The organism is Sporomusa aerivorans, from assembly GCF_041428895.1.
GTDB lineage: Bacteria > Bacillota > Negativicutes > Sporomusales > Sporomusaceae > Sporomusa > Sporomusa aerivorans.
In genome coordinates this window covers 6,369,274-6,386,626 of record NZ_CP156926.1, presented here as the reverse complement: position 1 = coordinate 6,386,626, position 17,353 = coordinate 6,369,274, and the positions used below count along the sequence as shown (strand labels likewise).

Annotated in this window: 21 protein-coding genes and 1 riboswitch; of the genes, 18 read left to right on the top strand and 3 right to left on the bottom strand. The window is 46.8% G+C overall.

Annotated features, from left to right (window positions below):
• Positions 1–267 precede the first annotated feature (267 nt).
• On the top strand, positions 268–474 hold the full coding sequence (locus tag SATMO3_RS30575; RefSeq protein ID WP_371375473.1) for a hypothetical protein: 207 nt from the start codon (positions 268–270) through the stop codon (positions 472–474).
• A 392-nt stretch (positions 475–866) separates the two neighbouring features.
• On the opposite strand, the gene SATMO3_RS30570 is transcribed toward SATMO3_RS30575, so the two are convergent.
• Positions 867–1,196 (bottom strand): antibiotic biosynthesis monooxygenase, encoded by a 330-nt coding sequence (locus SATMO3_RS30570; protein ID WP_371375470.1) that lies wholly within the window; start codon positions 1,194–1,196, stop codon positions 867–869.
• A 387-nt stretch (positions 1,197–1,583) separates the two neighbouring features.
• On the opposite strand from SATMO3_RS30570, the gene SATMO3_RS30565 reads away from it, so the two are divergent.
• From SATMO3_RS30565 to SATMO3_RS30550, 4 genes are all read left to right on the top strand, one after another.
• Entirely contained in the window at positions 1,584–1,775 is a 192-nt protein-coding gene (locus tag SATMO3_RS30565) for a hypothetical protein (RefSeq protein WP_371375467.1), read from the top strand.
• A 121-nt stretch (positions 1,776–1,896) separates the two neighbouring features.
• Positions 1,897–2,160 (top strand): LLM class flavin-dependent oxidoreductase, encoded by a 264-nt coding sequence (locus SATMO3_RS30560; protein WP_371375463.1) that lies wholly within the window; start codon positions 1,897–1,899, stop codon positions 2,158–2,160.
• A 41-nt stretch (positions 2,161–2,201) separates the two neighbouring features.
• Entirely contained in the window at positions 2,202–3,059 is an 858-nt protein-coding gene (locus SATMO3_RS30555) for a YitT family protein (protein ID WP_371375460.1), read from the top strand.
• A gap of 79 nt (positions 3,060–3,138) precedes the next feature.
• The gene (locus SATMO3_RS30550; RefSeq protein WP_371375458.1) at positions 3,139–3,327 is read left to right on the top strand and encodes a hypothetical protein; all 189 of its coding nucleotides are present in this window, start codon (positions 3,139–3,141) and stop codon (positions 3,325–3,327) included.
• A gap of 604 nt (positions 3,328–3,931) precedes the next feature.
• On the opposite strand, the gene SATMO3_RS30545 is transcribed toward SATMO3_RS30550, so the two are convergent.
• On the bottom strand, positions 3,932–4,198 hold the full coding sequence (locus tag SATMO3_RS30545) for a helix-turn-helix domain-containing protein (protein WP_371375455.1): 267 nt from the start codon (positions 4,196–4,198) through the stop codon (positions 3,932–3,934).
• A 278-nt stretch (positions 4,199–4,476) separates the two neighbouring features.
• On the opposite strand from SATMO3_RS30545, the gene SATMO3_RS30540 reads away from it, so the two are divergent.
• The 3 genes from SATMO3_RS30540 to SATMO3_RS30530 all read left to right on the top strand — a co-directional run bounded on the left by SATMO3_RS30540 (position 4,477) and on the right by SATMO3_RS30530 (position 5,821).
• Positions 4,477–5,064: a GGDEF domain-containing protein gene (locus SATMO3_RS30540; RefSeq protein ID WP_371375452.1), complete on the top strand. Its 588-nt coding sequence runs from the start codon at positions 4,477–4,479 to the stop codon at positions 5,062–5,064.
• Positions 5,061–5,243, top strand: coding sequence for a hypothetical protein (locus tag SATMO3_RS30535; protein WP_371375449.1), 183 nt, complete (start codon positions 5,061–5,063; stop codon positions 5,241–5,243). The genes SATMO3_RS30540 and SATMO3_RS30535 overlap by 4 nt, the downstream gene beginning before the upstream one ends.
• A gap of 398 nt (positions 5,244–5,641) precedes the next feature.
• Positions 5,642–5,821, top strand: coding sequence for a hypothetical protein (locus tag SATMO3_RS30530; protein WP_371375446.1), 180 nt, complete (start codon positions 5,642–5,644; stop codon positions 5,819–5,821).
• 207 nt (positions 5,822–6,028) lie between these two features.
• Here SATMO3_RS30530 and SATMO3_RS30525 read toward each other — a convergent pair whose 3' ends face one another.
• Positions 6,029–6,181: a hypothetical protein gene (locus tag SATMO3_RS30525; protein WP_371375443.1), complete on the bottom strand. Its 153-nt coding sequence runs from the start codon at positions 6,179–6,181 to the stop codon at positions 6,029–6,031.
• A 177-nt stretch (positions 6,182–6,358) separates the two neighbouring features.
• Between SATMO3_RS30525 and SATMO3_RS30520 the strand changes: the two genes are divergently transcribed.
• The 10 genes from SATMO3_RS30520 to SATMO3_RS30475 all read left to right on the top strand — a co-directional run bounded on the left by SATMO3_RS30520 (position 6,359) and on the right by SATMO3_RS30475 (position 16,990).
• Positions 6,359–6,706, top strand: coding sequence for a hypothetical protein (locus SATMO3_RS30520; protein WP_371375440.1), 348 nt, complete (start codon positions 6,359–6,361; stop codon positions 6,704–6,706).
• A gap of 394 nt (positions 6,707–7,100) precedes the next feature.
• Positions 7,101–8,168 carry an RNA ligase RtcB family protein gene (locus SATMO3_RS30515; protein ID WP_371375437.1) on the top strand — a complete coding sequence of 356 codons (1,068 nt, stop codon included), beginning with the start codon at positions 7,101–7,103 and terminating at the stop codon, positions 8,166–8,168.
• 4 nt (positions 8,169–8,172) lie between these two features.
• Positions 8,173–8,778 carry a peptide chain release factor H gene (prfH, locus tag SATMO3_RS30510; RefSeq protein ID WP_371375434.1) on the top strand — a complete coding sequence of 202 codons (606 nt, stop codon included), beginning with the start codon at positions 8,173–8,175 and terminating at the stop codon, positions 8,776–8,778.
• A gap of 364 nt (positions 8,779–9,142) precedes the next feature.
• Positions 9,143–9,514 (top strand): hypothetical protein, encoded by a 372-nt coding sequence (locus SATMO3_RS30505; RefSeq protein WP_371375431.1) that lies wholly within the window; start codon positions 9,143–9,145, stop codon positions 9,512–9,514.
• 259 nt (positions 9,515–9,773) lie between these two features.
• Positions 9,774–10,811 carry a Nif3-like dinuclear metal center hexameric protein gene (locus tag SATMO3_RS30500; protein ID WP_371375428.1) on the top strand — a complete coding sequence of 346 codons (1,038 nt, stop codon included), beginning with the start codon at positions 9,774–9,776 and terminating at the stop codon, positions 10,809–10,811.
• 54 nt (positions 10,812–10,865) lie between these two features.
• The gene (locus tag SATMO3_RS30495; RefSeq protein ID WP_371375425.1) at positions 10,866–12,239 is read left to right on the top strand and encodes an MFS transporter; all 1,374 of its coding nucleotides are present in this window, start codon (positions 10,866–10,868) and stop codon (positions 12,237–12,239) included.
• Positions 12,240–12,285: 46 nt separating this feature from the next.
• Complete coding sequence (locus SATMO3_RS30490) at positions 12,286–13,590, top strand: FAD-dependent oxidoreductase (RefSeq protein ID WP_371375422.1); 1,305 nt, start codon at positions 12,286–12,288, stop codon at positions 13,588–13,590.
• Positions 13,591–13,678: 88 nt separating this feature from the next.
• Complete coding sequence (locus SATMO3_RS30485; protein ID WP_371375419.1) at positions 13,679–14,872, top strand: pyridoxal phosphate-dependent aminotransferase; 1,194 nt, start codon at positions 13,679–13,681, stop codon at positions 14,870–14,872.
• 10 nt (positions 14,873–14,882) lie between these two features.
• Entirely contained in the window at positions 14,883–15,866 is a 984-nt protein-coding gene (locus tag SATMO3_RS30480; RefSeq protein WP_371375416.1) for a 2-hydroxyacid dehydrogenase, read from the top strand.
• 167 nt (positions 15,867–16,033) lie between these two features.
• Positions 16,034–16,990, top strand: coding sequence for a phosphoglycerate dehydrogenase (locus tag SATMO3_RS30475; RefSeq protein WP_371375413.1), 957 nt, complete (start codon positions 16,034–16,036; stop codon positions 16,988–16,990).
• A gap of 60 nt (positions 16,991–17,050) precedes the next feature.
• Positions 17,051–17,220: riboswitch (Lysine riboswitch) on the top strand.
• The last annotated feature ends 133 nt before the right edge of the window (positions 17,221–17,353 follow it).

Sequence of the window (17,353 nt, the reverse complement as noted above, 5' to 3'; positions counted from 1 at the left end):
AAATGGCCCCTTTGTCTTGTTGATTATATTATCTCAATTATACCACACTTGCTAATAGGCGCAGAGAAATCGATCTCAAAGAACAATCTTGTAAAGGGGCCGGAGGCATATATCTCTTGGTGGGCAATTCTCGCAAGAAGTTCAACTGGGGGAGCGTTAACGCAGCCGCCTGCCGTGTTTGTCCTGGCGGGTGGCTTTTGGCTTGTCGTATTTTTGTCACATATCCAGATTATCCTTAAGTTAGAAAATATGAGGGGGTACTTCAGTATGTCAGTTTTATTCCTCGAAAAACTGGGTGTCTACTGTTTGGAAGCAGCAACTGAAGACGAAATATGTGAACAAATAGTGGCGATTTCCAGTACGTTACGACCAGCAGCTGAAAAGATTGCAGAGAATGATCTTATGCTAGAACTCGATTTACTTATCAATTTTATGATAAAAAAACAAAATAGTATTGAGCGCACTGCTCTGTAGGGTAGATATTCCAGGGGGATGGGCTATCCGGGCACTGCCACGTCAGAAATGTGTTCATGGTAAGAAGCTGGATAAATACCCCAATATTGCCCATAATATTCTATGATTTACCAAAATGAGTATAGTGGGTGATTTTGTGGAGTATTTTAGATACCAAACCAATAAGGCTTTAATAACAGCTGTTGCTGCATTTGTAATATCCTTTGGCTCAATGGTATATAATGATTTTTTCTATTACTCGACTGCGGGCGTATATACGCTTTGGCCAGGTGCTAGTCTTGAGTACCGTCTGCTACTAACCGGAGTTGCGACGGCTGGCCATATTACATTGATTGCGCTGGGTATTATTGCGGCGCTAAGCGCGCGAGAGTTAATAAGAAGGTATAAGTGATTTAAAGCTTAAAGAGGCCATGCCTTGCGACCTTGCACACTCTTGTGGCAAAGATTTTGTACCATAAATCTTCCCCTAATTTTTGAGCATCCCTATGGCGAGGGTGATTTTTCCAATTTTCAATAGCCTCAAGCGAAGCCCAATAGGATACAGTTATACCTACCCCATTTATGTCTCTGGTGCTTTCAGCTCCTAAAAACCCAGGTTGGTTAAAGCCTAACTTAACCATTTCATCGGCCATCTGTTCGTAGCCATGGTCTCCTTCCGTTCTGATCGAAGTGAATATTACGGCATAGTATGGTGGTTGCGGAGGCTTAGCCAGTTTACTCATAGAATCACTCCTTGTAATTGTTTACATAAGTTTTCTTCGCGAATGCTGTCTCAAAACCTTTTTGTGTCTCCTAAAAGCACGCCGCCTCCCTTTTGGGCTGTCGATTACTTTTACTTGAGTTAATTTAATGTATGTATCAAAAAGACAAGATGTGATTCAGTAGGCAGTATATAGTATAATCATGGTGCTCAATCGTCTCCAAACTCTATTTCGCGTTGTCCGTATACCTTCGTGGTTAACGGATTTTTTTTTAGCCGCCCTGCCTGTAGGTCGGCTCTTTTTATTTGATGACCGGAGGTATAAGATTCTTATTAAATGCGTAATTCCAATAGGAATTAGATAGAATATTCTCTGGGTTTGAAATTATATACGCAGGAGGTGCTTTCGGTGCTTCTAACAAGAAAGCAGGAAATTAGCCTGGAAATCGAAAAGCTACTGGCTGAAATAAAAATGCTAAAGGCCCAGGGTCTGCCAATTGATACGGGTATTAGTCAAATAACTAAGTTGCTGCGGGAGTATGTGGATTTATGCCGGATTGAAAAGCAACAAAATAGGATTATCCATGATATCCAGCACTAGCCGCCTGGCGGCTGCTTGTTATACATTAGGATATGTTGGATCGCCGGATTGATTATTATAATGATAATTTATTTACATAGATGATAATATATGATAATCTTAGATCGTGGAGGATGATAACGTGCCAAAAAGCGAAGCTGTTCCGGAAGACGAAGCCAGGGACATAGAATTCGAAATCAAAAAATATATTGCTGGCGCAGGTTCTAACGTGACAGATGTTGTACGCCGATTAAATGAAAAATATGGTACTCATGATACTGCACCGAATATTACCCGGCAGTTAAAGCATGGAACATTGCCGTTCTGGAAGCTAGTAAGAATTGCCGATGTACTAGGTTATGAAATCATTTGGCGCAAGCTAGAATCCCAGTATAGGGGGACTTAAAAAGGTTGCAATAAAAAATATATAAAAAGAGAGGTTTTTGCATGCCACAAAACAGAAAGATTTTATCACAATTAAAACGGTACATTATCTTGTTTATCGGCTCCATAATTTATGCAGCTGGCCTGGAAATCTTTTTAGTACCCAATAATGTCATTGACGGTGGTGTAGTAGGTATTGCCATTATGGCGAGCCACCTGACAGGATTGCCATTGGGCTTATTTCTGATTGTTGTTAATATACCTTTCATTTATCTAGGTTATAAACAAATCGGTAAAACATTTACGCTGGCAACTTTATTTTCTATTATATCTCTGTCCTATTGGACCAATGTTTTCCTGCCCATTCCCGGGCTGACGAATGACTTGTTTTTGGCAGCGGTTTTTGGGGGCATTATCCTGGGAGTTGGCGTGGGCCTCATAGTTCGGTATGGAGGTTCACTGGATGGTACCGAAATAGTCGCTATCTTAATGGATAAGCGTACTAGTTTTTCGGTAGGTGAGCTTATTATGGTAATGAACTTGTTCATTCTCTCCTTTGCCGGACTTGTGTTTGGTTGGGATAAGGCCATGTATTCCTTAGTTACCTATTTTATTGCTTCAAAGGTAATCGATATAACTATTGAAGGTTTGGATGAGTCAAAAGCAGTTATTGTTGTATCTGATCAGGCGGATGCGATTTCAGATGCTCTCATGGCGCGGTTAGGCAGGGGAGTAACGGTGCTACATGGTGAAGGTGGATTTAGTGGAGAAAAGAAGCATATTTTATATACAGTAATTACTCGACTGGAAATTTCAAAGTTTAAAACTTTGGTTAAGGAAATTGATGAGAGTGCGTTTGTTACGATAAACGATGTACATGATGTAATGGGTGGCTCATTTAAAAAGAAAGCGATACATTAATTAAAATTAATATTTATATATATGTGTGAAAACTTTACTATGTAAAGCCTGAATTTGTTGAATTAGGAGGCATAAATATATGTTTGAGTTTTTGTGGTGGGCGCTTCTTCAGGTAATTGGCACTGGCTTAGGCTATTACACTGCTGGCGTTCAATCGGCAATATTTATGGCACTGGTAGGCGCTCTTGGCGGAGTTTTTCTTTTAATAGAAAAGAAGCTTCATCCGGTAATAGATGCAGCGCGAAATGGAACCGTTCAAAGTAAATAATTAATTGTTAAATATAGCCGCATCCTCCGGGATGCGGCTATAACAAAAATGTAAGAACCGTGTCATAATTTAGTAACATGATTGGTGTATTATTAAACAAAAGATATTCATGGCTCCGTCTCAATTGCCCGGCTTGTGTAGCCGGGTATTTTTCCGGTTTCTGGGGACCGGGTTTGTTCTTGGCGGATTTTAAATATATTTTAAAAATCTTATAGTATAGTTAATCACATCTCCTCTCAGCAATTTGCAGCAGCCCCGGGAAACCGGGGTATTTTTTTATTTAGGTAAAAAAATAGCCCCATCTCCGGGGGCAGTTTCGTTTCTAAAGTAATTCTAATAACAGGGAGATATAATAAAGTTAGTAAGCAGATAAACATGTGTGTTTCCATAGAGCCCGGCCTATGTTGCCGGGTATTTTTTTATTTCACTCGGTCCCGTTTGTCAATAGAGATCCTGCTTTTTGCTGCGAAACTGAGACGGTATATGAAAACGCTCTGAAATCATGCAGTTTGATGCTGCATGGTTTTTGTTTGACAACAAAGTCTATTATACAACTAGCCAAATGTATATAACTTCAGGCTCACTCGATTAGGCTGTTACTTGATTATTCGTCTTTTAAATATTTTCCTCTAATTTCTACATCAATGGGATTGAAGAATGCTGCTACATCAATTTTTAGAGCTTCCGCAATATCAAATAGAATATCTAAGCTGAATTCTATTTCCGAGTTTTCAGCTTCTATCTTTGATATATAAGATCTTGACTTATCGACCATTTCGCTGAGACGTTCTTGTGATATATTACGAAGCTTGCGATAGAACGCAATCTTACGACCAATTTCTCTATATTTAGCTAGATGTCTACCTCTCATTTTTCTCACCTCGTAAAAAAATGGAACTGTTTAAATTATAGTGGTGAAAAAATGAAATATCTGTACAGTATTAATGTAATATTATTGCAAAAATATTGAACAATATGGTATAATATGGATTATGATTTAAGGATGAATCTGGAATTTTTAAAAGGTTGCGATGAAATCGCGATAATGCCAACGAGGGGATAAGATGCGGGTTTTTTATAAGTATGCTCCGTTTGTATTTGCGCTATTGGGGATGTTAACGGGTCTAACAGGCTGATTACCTGGACATTGTGTTGCAGATACGTTTTGAAAACCTGTTGTGGGCGGGAATGGCCCTGCTGTTAAGCATAGCCGGATTGATAGCGGGCAGGTTAATCCGTCATCTGGACAGGATTTCGCATACCGATTCGGTGACCGGTTTATGGAATAGAAGGTGTTTCTACCTCCGGCTGGCTGAAGAGGAGGCCCGCGCGTGCCGGCGGAAGACACCCTTATGTATTGCCATGATCGATATAGATAATTTTAAAGTGATTAACGATACATATGGGCATATTGCCGGGGATCTGGTATTGTCAGAACTGGCGGCTATTTTTAAGAACAATGTACGGACGTCTGATATTGTAACGCGCTGGGGCGGAGACGAATTCGCCATCATTTTTTGCGGGATTTCTTTACAGGAGGCTTATGCGGTTATGGAGCGCATTCGGCATGAGGTGGAGGCGAGATTTCGTTCTTCCTATGGCCTAGCCATAAGCGCCGGCGTCATTTCGCCGGAATCTGACCAAGCGGTAAAAGACCTTTTGCTGACAGCCGACCGGGCTTTATATAAGGCAAAGACTCAAAAAAACGTAGTAGTTGCACTGGTGGACTTTTCATGATAGTGTGGCGAGTATCAGCAGAGTACCGCAAAAAAGAGAGTGCAATTTACGATAAAATCCGTGAGGCATCTGACGAGTATACCCGGTTGAGTGAAGCCGGTATGGATGCAACCGAAGCTCTCCGGCGGCTGGAGGCGGCGCTAGCGGAGTTCGAGGTATTCCGCTGTATACGGGCGTAGTTAATTAGAGCTTAATTTCTTAAGATTTCCAGTGAGCGGTTTTCTGTGGTCCGCAACTGGTAATTTTTCTTAGGAATTAGAAGAGAACTTTCCTCATATACTGCAAATGTTCTTTGTTTTTTAAAGGAGGTTTGCTATATGCTTACGGATTTTATAGTCGGTTTTGTCACGGTTGGAGTCATTACATTTTGCTCGCTGGCTTCTGCGTTTAATCTATGGCCGTAGTTATTGATGAGAATATTCCCGAGTACCCTGATTAGCGTTCTGCTACTAATCCAGGGCGGCTTTTTGGATAGAGATTCTTACATTTTTGTTTGTTACACAGTGTTACAAATTATGCGTTGGTAATTTAATATGATATTCCCTGGGTGTAACTTTGTTGCTTGGAGGAATACCAGGTGCAGCAAGACAGATTAGTTGACATTGGCTTAAAAATAACAAATTTAGTGACTGCAATCCAGGTACTTGATGGCCAGGACCAGCAAGCCAAAATATATCTTGAGCAGATCTCCGCACTATTTCAGGAGCATATGCAGTTGTGTAAGGTTGTAGCGGATAAAGATAATACAGAGCTATAGGTGAATATTTTCTACTTGGCCAGCCGCCTGCGGGTTTACACTGAGGCGGCTTTTGTTTTGTAAAGGATTGTTGACTTTTAAATAATCCATGTGTCTTGGAGCCGGCCTTTAAATTATTAGCGTACACTCAAAATATCCACCAGCTCATGCCACCTTATTGGTAAGCAGCACGAGCTGGTGGTCCAATATTGTTAAGCATTAACTAAATTACGAGTGTATATTGGAATCGCGGCGGTTGCGCAACTGATCCTGAATGGCCCCGCTTGTCGGTGGATTGTTATAATTGACTACAGGTTGCTCTGCCATATTTTTATTAAATATATCCTGTTGCTTTGCGCCGATATCTCCTTTAGAAGCCATTTCAGTACCTCCTGGAATTTTTGTTTTAGTGTTTGCAAAATGGCAGGAGATTATCTTGGCTGGTTGGCTGTATTATTTGCTTAAGGCAGTATTTTATGGCATTAATGCGTGTTAATTGCCGGCAATATTGTAAAGTTATGTACTGCAGCGGGGAAGGATATAGATGGAGGTGATTGTATGGCAAGAACAGTAGTATTGGATTTTGACGGCGTCATCCACAGCTACACCAGCAAATGGCAAGGCGTGGATGTGATACCCGATCCGCCTGTTGCGGGAATCAAGGAAGCTATCCAGGATATACGCAGACAGTATAAGGTGGTTGTAGTCTCGACCCGCTGTTTTCAGGAGGGCGGCCTGGAGGCGGTTAAAGCGTGGTTAGACAGGCACGAAATTGCGGTTGATGACGTTTTGGCTCACAAGCCGCCGGCCATCGTATATGTCGATGACCGCGCATTAACCTTCGATGGGGACACCAAAAGCCTGTTGCATAAAATAAAGACCTTTAAGACCTGGCAGGATAGATGATTTAATAAGGCGGGTTAGTCTGCCCTGACAGCTAAATCAGAGCTTGACAAATATGATCAATACCCATATTATAGTAGTGGTACAAATATTAGGCAAAAGGGGTGCTTGTTATGTTGGTAATTAGTACTTTTAAGGTGAAAAGAATTTAATAGCCTGTTTTTTTAAGACAACCATACGCCTAATATTTTATTGACGGCACGATAGGGTTATCGTGTTTTTTTGTTGCCTTTTTTAGGGCAGCTGAGGCCGCAGCTTGGTTGCTGCGGCCTTTTTATCCTGTAGAAAGTATAACTTTCGTCTGGATAAGGGCAACGTCGACTTCCGCTTTCGCCAAAGGCTCGGCGCAAGCCGTGTTTCCTTTATGCCATTTTGCAGATAAACTAAGGAGAATTGAATGAGCAATATAAAAATAATAACCAGTGAAAAGAATTGGCTGGAACAAACGGCCATAAACCAGTTAAACGGGTTGGCTGCATTGCCCGGGATAGTTAAAGTCGTAGGACTGCCTGATTTGCATGCAGGAAAGTCACCTGTTGGCGCAGTGGCGGTAACCGAGCGGATGATATATCCACAGCTTATCGGGGGTGACATCGGCTGCGGGATGGGACTGTATTCAACCGGGATTGAGCGCCGGAAGTTTAAGCTCGAGCGTTGGGTAACCAAGCTCAATAATATCAGGGAGTTGGTCGATATTCCGGCAGTCAATCCCTATGAAGAACCAAGCCCTATTTACGATTTAGGGACCATTGGCGGCGGCAACCATTTTGCTGAATTTCAGATGGTGGAGAAAATGTATGACCAAGAGGCTTGTGCGGCGCTGGCGCTTGACCAAGACGCGCTACTCCTGCTGGTGCACAGCGGGTCGCGCGGTTATGGGCAAAGTATATTAAACAAGTATAGCGATCCCTGGGGGCTGAGAGTAGATAGTGACCAGTTTCATAGCTATCTGGCAGAGCATAATCAGGCAGTCTTTTGGGCGGCTAGGAACCGGGATATTGTAGCTCATAAGCTGCTCAGCTATTTGGGGTATACGCCGCAAACCAAAAAGCTAATGGATTGTAAGCATAACTATATCGAGCCCCGAGGAGATGTATATATTCACCGCAAAGGCGCGGTGTCCGCCGAGCTGGGACCGGTTGTTATTCCGGGTTCAAGAGGTTCACTGACCTATATTGTAAAGCTAGCCGAAAACACCGCCGCATCAGCTTTTTCCCTGTCCCACGGGGCCGGGCGCAAATGGGCCAGAAGTCTGTGCAAATCGCGTATTCGCGAAAAGTATGACCGGGACTCTATTCGGCAAACTAAATTGAAGAGCCGGGTTGTATGCCATGATACCGAGCTATTGTTTCAAGAAGCGCCGGAAGCTTATAAAAATATAGATACTGTGATTGACAGCCTTCTGCAATTTGAGCTAATTCACGTTATTGCAACATTGCGGCCGGTACTGACCTATAAGGGGTGATGTTATGCTGATGCAAATAAGTTCAGGCAAAGGTCCGCTCGAATGCGAACTGGCAGTGGGGAAATTTCTGCAGGCTATACAAGCAGAGCTGGCTGATATAGAGATTGTCAGTCAAGTGCAAGGCGGCTATGTTGATTGCTACAAATCGGTAGTCATCAAAACAAATAAACAGGTAGAAGGGCTTATCGGAACTATCAAGTGGATTGCACAAAGCCCGTTCAGGCCAAAGCATAAACGCAAAAACTGGTTTATTGGCGTTAGTTTAATTGCAGAGCAGCAGCAGAAGCAACTTTTTGACGCAGAGCTTGTCCGTTTCGAAACATTCCGCAGCGGGGGTAAAGGTGGACAAAATGTCAACAAAGTGGAAACAGCCGTGCGGGCCACACATGCCCCCACCGGTATTAGTGTTGTTGCCACGCAGGGGCGTGATCAGCATACCAATAAAAAGCTGGCGCTAATCCGCCTGAACGAAATCATCATGGAGCAAAATATAGCCCGGGAGCTGCTGATGAAACAGACCATGTGGATTCAGCACGAATTACTGGAGCGGGGCAAGCCTGTCAGAGTCTATGAAGGCCTGGAATTTAGGTTGCGTAAAGCCGGTAAATAAAGACGCAGAATTGACCTAGCTGGTAAAACCAGACCTACAAGTCACTATTAGCCTGCAGGCAATAGTGGCTTTCTCTTTCCGGACGGCTTAGAGAAGCCGGCAGAACATAAAATGGAGCAAATGAACGCATTTTTTATAAGCATATTGCAGACGGTATGGCGGGAATTTGTATTTTACCCATTGAAAAAATAAAAGGCCTGTGTTAAAATAAAACAAAATTGAGATTAAATGGTCAATGTAGACCTCCTGGGCGTTTGCTCCGGAGGTCTTTTTGTCTTTAAAGCAGCTGGGATGTTTTCAGACCGTAAAAACCCAAACAGAGAATGGCGAGCTGCTATCTCTACAAAAAATGGAGAGATTTACTGTGAAGATAATGGATGCAGATTTAAAGCAAGAAATTGCGCGCGTCAATAATAACGTAAATCTTTCACTGTTTGGAACAGGCTTGCGGAAACAACGGGTCACAATTGTCGAAAATAAGATAATTATTACAGCCGATCATAAACGTATCCCTGCATTGGCCGCACTTGACCAAAGCGACCGGATGTCCGCGCGCTTGGCTGATGTGGCGATATTAGACGAGTATAAGCGCCGCCTCAAGGAAGAGTTTATTAATCAGTTAAAGCTGCCGGTGATTTGTGTTCTGAAGGATTATGCTCCCGATTATGAACTGGCAGTGACGTTTATTCTGCTTAAGGATGATTCATTAAAATCCTTAGACCGCAAGGCAACCTGATTGGCAGCCGGATATAGCCGGTTATGGGTGAGTTGACTAAAATTGTATAGGTGGGTCGTAGGAACTCGTAAAGAGAGCCGAAAGCTACCGCTTTTAGGATTGTTACAGCATACGTCAGTACAAGCGTACGCAGGTAGCATGACTTAGCGGTAGCTTTGCTTTTTTAGGCGGTATATCATTTGTAACAACAGGTATGGTTCGGCAAACGCAGCTAAGTTTAGCCATAACATTTTGCTCACTGTTCAAGGAGGGTATTATTTTGAATGAAGTTATTAAAGTAAAAGACATTTTGCATGCGCTGGACAAAATAACCGGCGGCAGGTGCGTGAAGAGCCTGGATGATGTATTCAGTGGCCGGAATAAATTTGTGATCATGAAGTCCTCCAATATTCCCGGCAAAGCGTGCATGGAAATGCCCGGGCTTATTTGCGGGAACCTGGAGGCCCCCGTAAAGAAGATTGCAGTCACCATGACGCTGACAGAATGCAATATAGAGTTAGCCGGCGCAACCGGGGTTGATGCCATTGTTGCGCATCATCCTGTGGTTGACGCTGCTAACTCCGGTGGTGTAACGATTAGAGGCTATCTGAATTTATATGGGTTATCGGTTTTCGAATTGCATGAGGCTTTTCACGGTCTCCACCCGGGCATTGCCTACATACACGGTCACAAGGCATTTCATGCGGATATTGCCTACGGTGATATACCCGGCAATGTTCTGTATGTTGGCAAAGTCCTGCCGGGCGTTTCGACACTCGGGGCTATTTTGGACAGGCTAAATGAATTTATGGGTATGCAGGAAGAACAAAAAATGCTGTTGTCAGAAAAAAATCTGCGCAATTGCCATGATATTTGTGAAACTAATGTGGCCACAGGCGGAAAACTGCTTGTCGGTACGCGGGAAAACCGGGTCGATACCATTCTTCATATCTTTCCGCATACCGGTTTTACGGCGCAGCATCTGGAAATGGCAAAACAGGAGCATCCGGATGCAGATACGGTTATCGCCTCGATAAGCCGGGTGGGAACAGAGAGCGATCTGGTGAAAAAGGCTGAAGAGCTCGGCCTCAACTTTCTTATTGGCAACTGTCACGCCATGGAGATTCTGGAAAATGGCCTGCCGCTGGCGATGGCCCTGCAGAAAATATTACCGGAAGTTGAGGTGGTCCTCTTTCGCGAGCGGATTACCTCTACCCCGTTAAATAAAGTTGGTACCACCGCAATTCGCGATTATGCGGATTATATTGCCAGTGAATATCTGGTAAACAAGGAAGGAGGTACAGGGAGACCGGCGTAAGGCGGCCTTAGCATAACAAATTTGGATTTTAGAAAAAGGTAGGAGGACAAGATTATGGCAACAATAACTGAGCGTTTGGGTAAGCTGCCGCTGGGCAGTTTTCATTACCGGCTGCTGGTACTGATGGGGTCAGGGATTGCCTTTGAAGCGCTGGACACAGGACTCATTGCCTTCGTTTTAGCGAAAATGATCGGGGCATGGAATTTAACCCCGGCGCAAATTGGTTATATCGGCAGCGCCGGCTTGCTGGGCATGGCGGTTGGCGCTATTCTGTCCGGCACTATTGCTGACCGGATAGGGCGAAAAAAGATTTTCGCCGCAACGCTGGTCATCTACGCCATAGGCACAGGCCTGTGCGGCCTGGCCTGGAACTATGAGTCCTTACTGGCGTTTCGTTTCCTGGTAGGTGCAGGCATCGGCGGGCAGCCGCCTGTGGCCAATGCGCTGATGAGTGAGTATGCCCCTGTAAGGCACCGGGGTAAAATGCTGGTGCTGCAAAATAGCAGCTGGGCAATTGGCTGGCTGCTGGCTGCTTTGATTTCCTATCTCATTATCCCCCAATACGGTTGGCAGCTTGCCTTCTATATCGGGGCGCTGCCGGCGCTCAGCGTTGTTTACGTCTGGCGGGTATTGCCGGAATCGGCTATGTATCTGGTAAGTAAAGGGCGGCATATGGAGGCCCATGTCCTGGTTGCCAAAATTGAGCAGGAACTGGGCGTGCCGGTGGGAGAACAGCCGGAAGTGGCTGAAATGCCGAAAGCAAGCACCAGGAAATTCAATTTTACCGATCTCTGGTCCCCGCTATATATCCGGCGTACCATTTGCCTGTGGGTCCTATGGTTTGGTATGGTTTACTCCTATTACGGAATTTTCACCTGGCTGCCCTCGCTGCTGGTGAAAAGCGGGCACACCCTTATTCGCTCTTTTGAATTTCTCCTGTATATGACTGTCGCCCAGATCCCGGGCTATTTCGCCGCCGCCTATCTGGTAGACAAGATCGGGCGCAAGGCAACCATGGGCTCCTTGTTAGTTGTCTGCGCCTTGTCGGCGTACATGTTTGGCAATGCCAAATCTGCTGACGACATCGTACTCTGGGGCTGTGTCATGTCCTTCTGCAACTTGGGCGCATGGGGAATAACTCACGCCTATTCCGCCGAGCAGTATCCCACCCATGCCAGGGCTGCCGGCGTAGGTTGGGCCGCAGCCTGTGGCCGGACCGGCGGCATTATTGCGCCTATTGCCGTCGGTGCTTTGATGACCGGATCGGATCAGTACGGCGCGGTATTCACCATGTTTACCGTTGTACTGGCAATCATTGCCCTGGACATCATTTTCCTGGGGAAAGAAACTATGAATAAATCGTTGGATGAACTGACCGAGAGCCCGCCGGTTCCCGCCCGGACGCTGGCGGCTACGAAAACCCGGTAATTTTAGTAGTTATTTATTAGCAGGTGAAAATGGAGGTGCCGCAATAATGAAAAAAGTAGTCATAGCCGGCGGCGGATGGGCCGGTGCAGCTGCTGCGCTAGCAGCGCGCAACACCGGTTGTGAGGTGGAACTGTTTGAACGGGCGGACATGTTGCTGGGTACCGGCCTGGTTGGCGGGATTATGCGCAATAACGGCCGGTTTACCGCTACCGAGGAATTGATTGCCATGGGGGGCGGGGAGCTGTTTCAAATCTGTGATGCAAACTCCCGGCATAAGAATATTGAATTTCCCGGTCATAAGCATGTCAGTTTATATGATGTATCAGCCATTGAACCTGCGGTACGCAGTGCATTGTTGCAGGCTGGCGTAAAAATTCATCTAATGGCCCGCATTAAGGATGCAAGCGTGGCAGAGGGCCGGATGACCGGCGTAATTGCCAGTGTGCTGCATAGCGACGGGGAAATCGAGGCCTGGGCTGACGGCTTTGTAGATGCATCAGGCACCGCCGGGCCCCAGGGTAACTGCATGAAGTACGGCAATGGCTGCGCCATGTGTATTTACCGGTGTCCGACCTTTGGTCCCCGTCTCAGTATTGCCGCCAAGGCGGGGGTAAAGGAAATTATCGGTGAAAAGGCCGATGGTACGTTAGGAGCCATGAGCGGGTCCTGCAAACTCCACAAGGATTCGCTTGCGCCGGAGGTTAAGGAAGAACTCGACAGAACAGGAGTATGTGTTATTGCCGTGCCGCCTCATTTGCAAAAGAGCCTGGAGTCGCTTGGGCAGAAGGCCTGCCAGCAGTACGCACTGAAGGAGTTTGCCGAGAACATTGTTTTGCTGGATACCGGCCACGCCAAACTCATGTCGGCCTATTATCCCCTTGCTTTGCTGCGCCAGATACCCGGCTGCGCTGATGCCCGCTTTGAAGATCCCTATGCTGGCGGTATCGGCAACTCTATGCGTTATTTCGGTATGCTGCCCAGAGACAATGCCTTACAGGTAAAGGGGCTGAAAAACGTTTTTTGCGCCGGCGAAAAAGCCGGCTTGCTGGTTGGCCATACCGAGGCCATTGTGACCGGCACGCTGGCCGGACACAATGCGGCAAGATGTGCCCTGGGACTGGAACCAATCACAATTTCCCCCGAACTGGCCTGCGGCGAGGCTATTCGTTATGTGAATGAACAGATGCAGACTAAAGAAGGATTAACTAAGAAATACACCTTTTCCGGTTCAGTATTCTTTGAACACATGAAACAGAAACAGCTTTACAGTACCAATATTGATGAAATTAAGAAAAAAGTCACCCAGACCAATATGGGGGGGATTTTTGCAAAGCGGCTGAGCCAGTCTTAAGCAGCAGGTAATAGTGTGATGTTCATGCTGCCATAAGCCGGGGATGTCGTTAGCGCATTGGTTAGCCAATATGGGAAGGGGATTGTCTATGGAACAGGTAACAGTGGCCAAGCGACTGGACGGGATTGCTTTCGCAGGAATCCGCAAAGTCTTTGAAAAAGCCAATCAGTTAGAGGCGCAAGGTAAAAAGGTAATTCACTTCGAAATTGGCCGTCCGGATTTTGATACGCCGGCCCACATTAAAGCGGCGGCGAAACAGGCGTTAGACAAAGGTTTGGTTCATTATGCGCCAAACAGCGGGATACCGGCCTTGCGGGAAGCCCTTGCGGGCAGGCTTAAAGCCGATAAAAACCTGACGTATAGCCCTGAGAGCGAAATCATAATTACTGCCGGGGGACAGGAAGCTTTGTACCTAAGCTTTATGAGCATATTGAATGAAGGGGATGAAGTAATCCTGCCCGATCCGTGTTTTGGCCCGTTCCCCCTGGCAGTGGGGCTGGCGGGCGGTGTTCCTGTTAAGATTGGACTCAAGCCAACGCAAAATTACGGGTACGATTGGGAGGCCGTTAAAAAAACGTTATCGCCCAGGACTAAGGCAATCGTAGTGAATTCTCCCCATAATCCAACAGGCGGTGTTTGGGCGGAAGAACAACTGCGGGCAGTAGCCCGTTTTGCCGGCGAACATGGGCTATGGTTAGTATGCGATGACGCCTACGATAATTTGGTCTATGAAGGCTGCCGGCTGTCGCCCGCCGGATTTCCGGGCATGCGCGAACGGACGATACTGTGTGGTTCCCTGTCAAAAACTTATGCCATGACAGGCTGGCGCATTGGCTATATTGCAGCGGTTGAGCCGGTCATTGGCGCTGCCATCCGGCTGCAGCAGAATATTATGCTGTCACTCTGCACCTTTGCCCAGCATGGAGCAGTGGCCGGACTTACGGGTTCCCAGGACTGCATACAGGCTATGTCCCAAGAATTTGCCCGCCGCCGGCTACTGGTGCTGGACATGGTCCGGCAAATTCCCGGCGTTGTCTTGGAAGGAAACCCCCAGGGAGCATTCTACGTTTTTCCCCGCATTACTCTGCCTGGTATGACCTCGGCGCAGGTAGCGGACTACTTATTAGACAATGCCGGGGTTGCGGTAGTCGACGGCCTGGCTTTCGGTGAGCACGGCAACGGCCATTTTCGCCTGTCCTACGCCGTATCCTATGAAGATTGCCGTGAAGGGCTGGAACGTATTGCCGGTGCGATGAAAATGCTTGTGCAAAAAAATAGTTAGGGGGACGGATATGACGGTAGTAATTAGTGCCATGCCAAGGTGGCGGTTTGCTGCGTCGCAGGTTGCTGTGCCTGAAGACTGGGACGTCAGGTTTATTAATCCGTCCACCGACGAGGAATTGATTCTGGCCTGTCAGGAGGCCGAATTCTTGCTGGTTCCGGCCAGCGTTCCGGAAATTAACGCTCATGTTCTTCGCAATATTACCCATATCAAATTGATCCAGAGCGTAGGCGCCGGCTTTGACCGTATTGATACGCAGGCGGCGGCAGCGTTACATATTCCGGTGGCTAATGTTCCGGGGACAAATGCCAAAGCGGTGGCCGAATTCACCATTGGCCTGATTATTGCGCTTAAACGGCGGCTTCTGTTGGCGGACCGGGAGGTAAAGGCCGGCAGGTATCAGGAGATACGAGAAGTTTTGTTTACCCGGGGGCTAAGCGAAATAGAAGGCAGTAAAGCCGGAGTGATCGGCTTAGGTTCAATTGGCCGGCAGGTAGCGAAAATCCTAACTATTTTGGGCGCGAACGTAAGTTATTACAGCCGCAGGCGGCAGCCGCCGGAAATAGAGGCCGAGTGCCAGGTAAGCTACAAGCCTTTAGAGGCTTTGCTTGCACAAAGCGATGTTGTAAGTCTGCATGTGCCGCTCAATGCGGCTACGCGCGGTCTCATCGGCCAACGGGAGCTTGCGCTTATGTCTTCCGGCAGTATTCTGATTAATACGGCGCGCGGCGAAATTGTGGATCAGGCGGCATTGACGCAGGTGCTGGAAGCCGGACGCATAAGCGGTGCGGCTATCGATGTTTTTGCACCGGAGCCGCCGGCGCCGGTAAATCCGTTATTGAGCCTTTCGCCGGCGGCTAAGGACCGGCTGCTGGTTACACCGCATATCGGGGGCGTTACGGTGGAGGCTATGCGCAAGATGCTGCTGGCGAGTCTGGATAATATAGCGAGAGCCATAAATGGCCAGCCGCCGGTGAATATTGTAAACCTGTGAAAATCCAAGTCAGAGACATTGGCGACGGTTTAGGTATATAGGTATAGTGAAGATGGAATCTGACCCTGTTCGACTTGTTGAAAGTATCCTGAATTTGATATGCAGGCGCATTTAGAATGCCTGCATACCGGAATGATACTATGCGAGAGCGGAAAGGATTGGATATCTTGAAAACAGTATTGATCACATCTAGAGAATTTGGCAGCCAAATCGATATTCAGCATAGAAAGAGCCTGGAGCAATATTTTGCCGAAAACGGCTGGCAGATTGTGTGGAATTCGGCAGGCGCGGCCATGAGTGCCAGAGACATCATTCAGCAGGATGCCAGGCATAAGCTTGATGCCATTTTGGTTTATTCCAGCTCGGATGAAATTAACCACGAGGTTTTTAAAGAATGCCGGAATCTGAAAGTGGTATCCCGGCATGGGGTGGGTGTCGAGAATATTGATGCCGCGGCAGCCCGCCAAGCAGGCGTGGCAATTAAAACAACGGCAAAGACTCCTGGCTATGAGACGGTTGCGGATCTAACCTTTGCGTTGCTGCTGTCGCTGGCCAGGAAGGTGCCGCAGATTGATGCCACTTTGCGAAAAAGCGGCTGGTATCGCCCGGTCAGCAGCGATGTTTGGGGCAAGACGCTTGGTATATTCGGGCTGGGACGCATTGGCAAAGCCGTCGCCAAACGGGCCAAAGGCTTTGATATGAAAATTTTGGCCAGCACGCGGCATCCTGATGATGCCTTTGTAGCAGCAAACGGCATAACCTTGTGTTCCAAAGAGCAGCTGCTGGCCGAAGCCGATTTTGTCAGCCTGCATTGTATGCTAAGTCACGAAACAAAGCATATGATTGGCGCCAGGGAGTTTGCCCTGATGAAACCAGGCGCTTATTTGATAAACACCGCCCGGGCCGGACTGGTAAACCAGGGTGATCTGCTAAGCGCGCTCAGAAGCAAAGCAATTGCCGGCGCAGCCATTGATGTATTCGAAACCGAGCCGGCCGTAAATGACCCCCTAATCGCGGAAGATCTCGATAATGTAGTGGCAACCACGCATGTTGGCTCCTATACGGTGGACTCTCTCCGGCGGATGGACTTTCTGGTGGCGGCGAATATTGTGGAAGCAGTGTAGGTCAATCAAAAAAATTAACCAGTCAAGCAGGGATTTAACAACTTGATTAGCGAAATAAATCGGTATGGTAGAGGCGCGAGATGCAATAGTACTTACAGGGAGCTGGCTAAGTGACGATCTGTAAAGGAAAGGGCGGATTGCCGAAGTGGCGGGAACGGCCAATTCCCGCCACTGGGGCCGTATCTAACAGGTACGGCACTGTCATCTTCGGATGGTGAGCTATCGCACTGGGGGAAGACTCCTCTTCACTATGCCGGTAGCCCCTAAGTAGATAGTGGCTGCCTTTTTTCTTTTATCTGCCGGCGTTTAATCTGCCGCGCTGGATGAAAAGAAGGCAAAAAACTCATCTTAATATGGAGAATC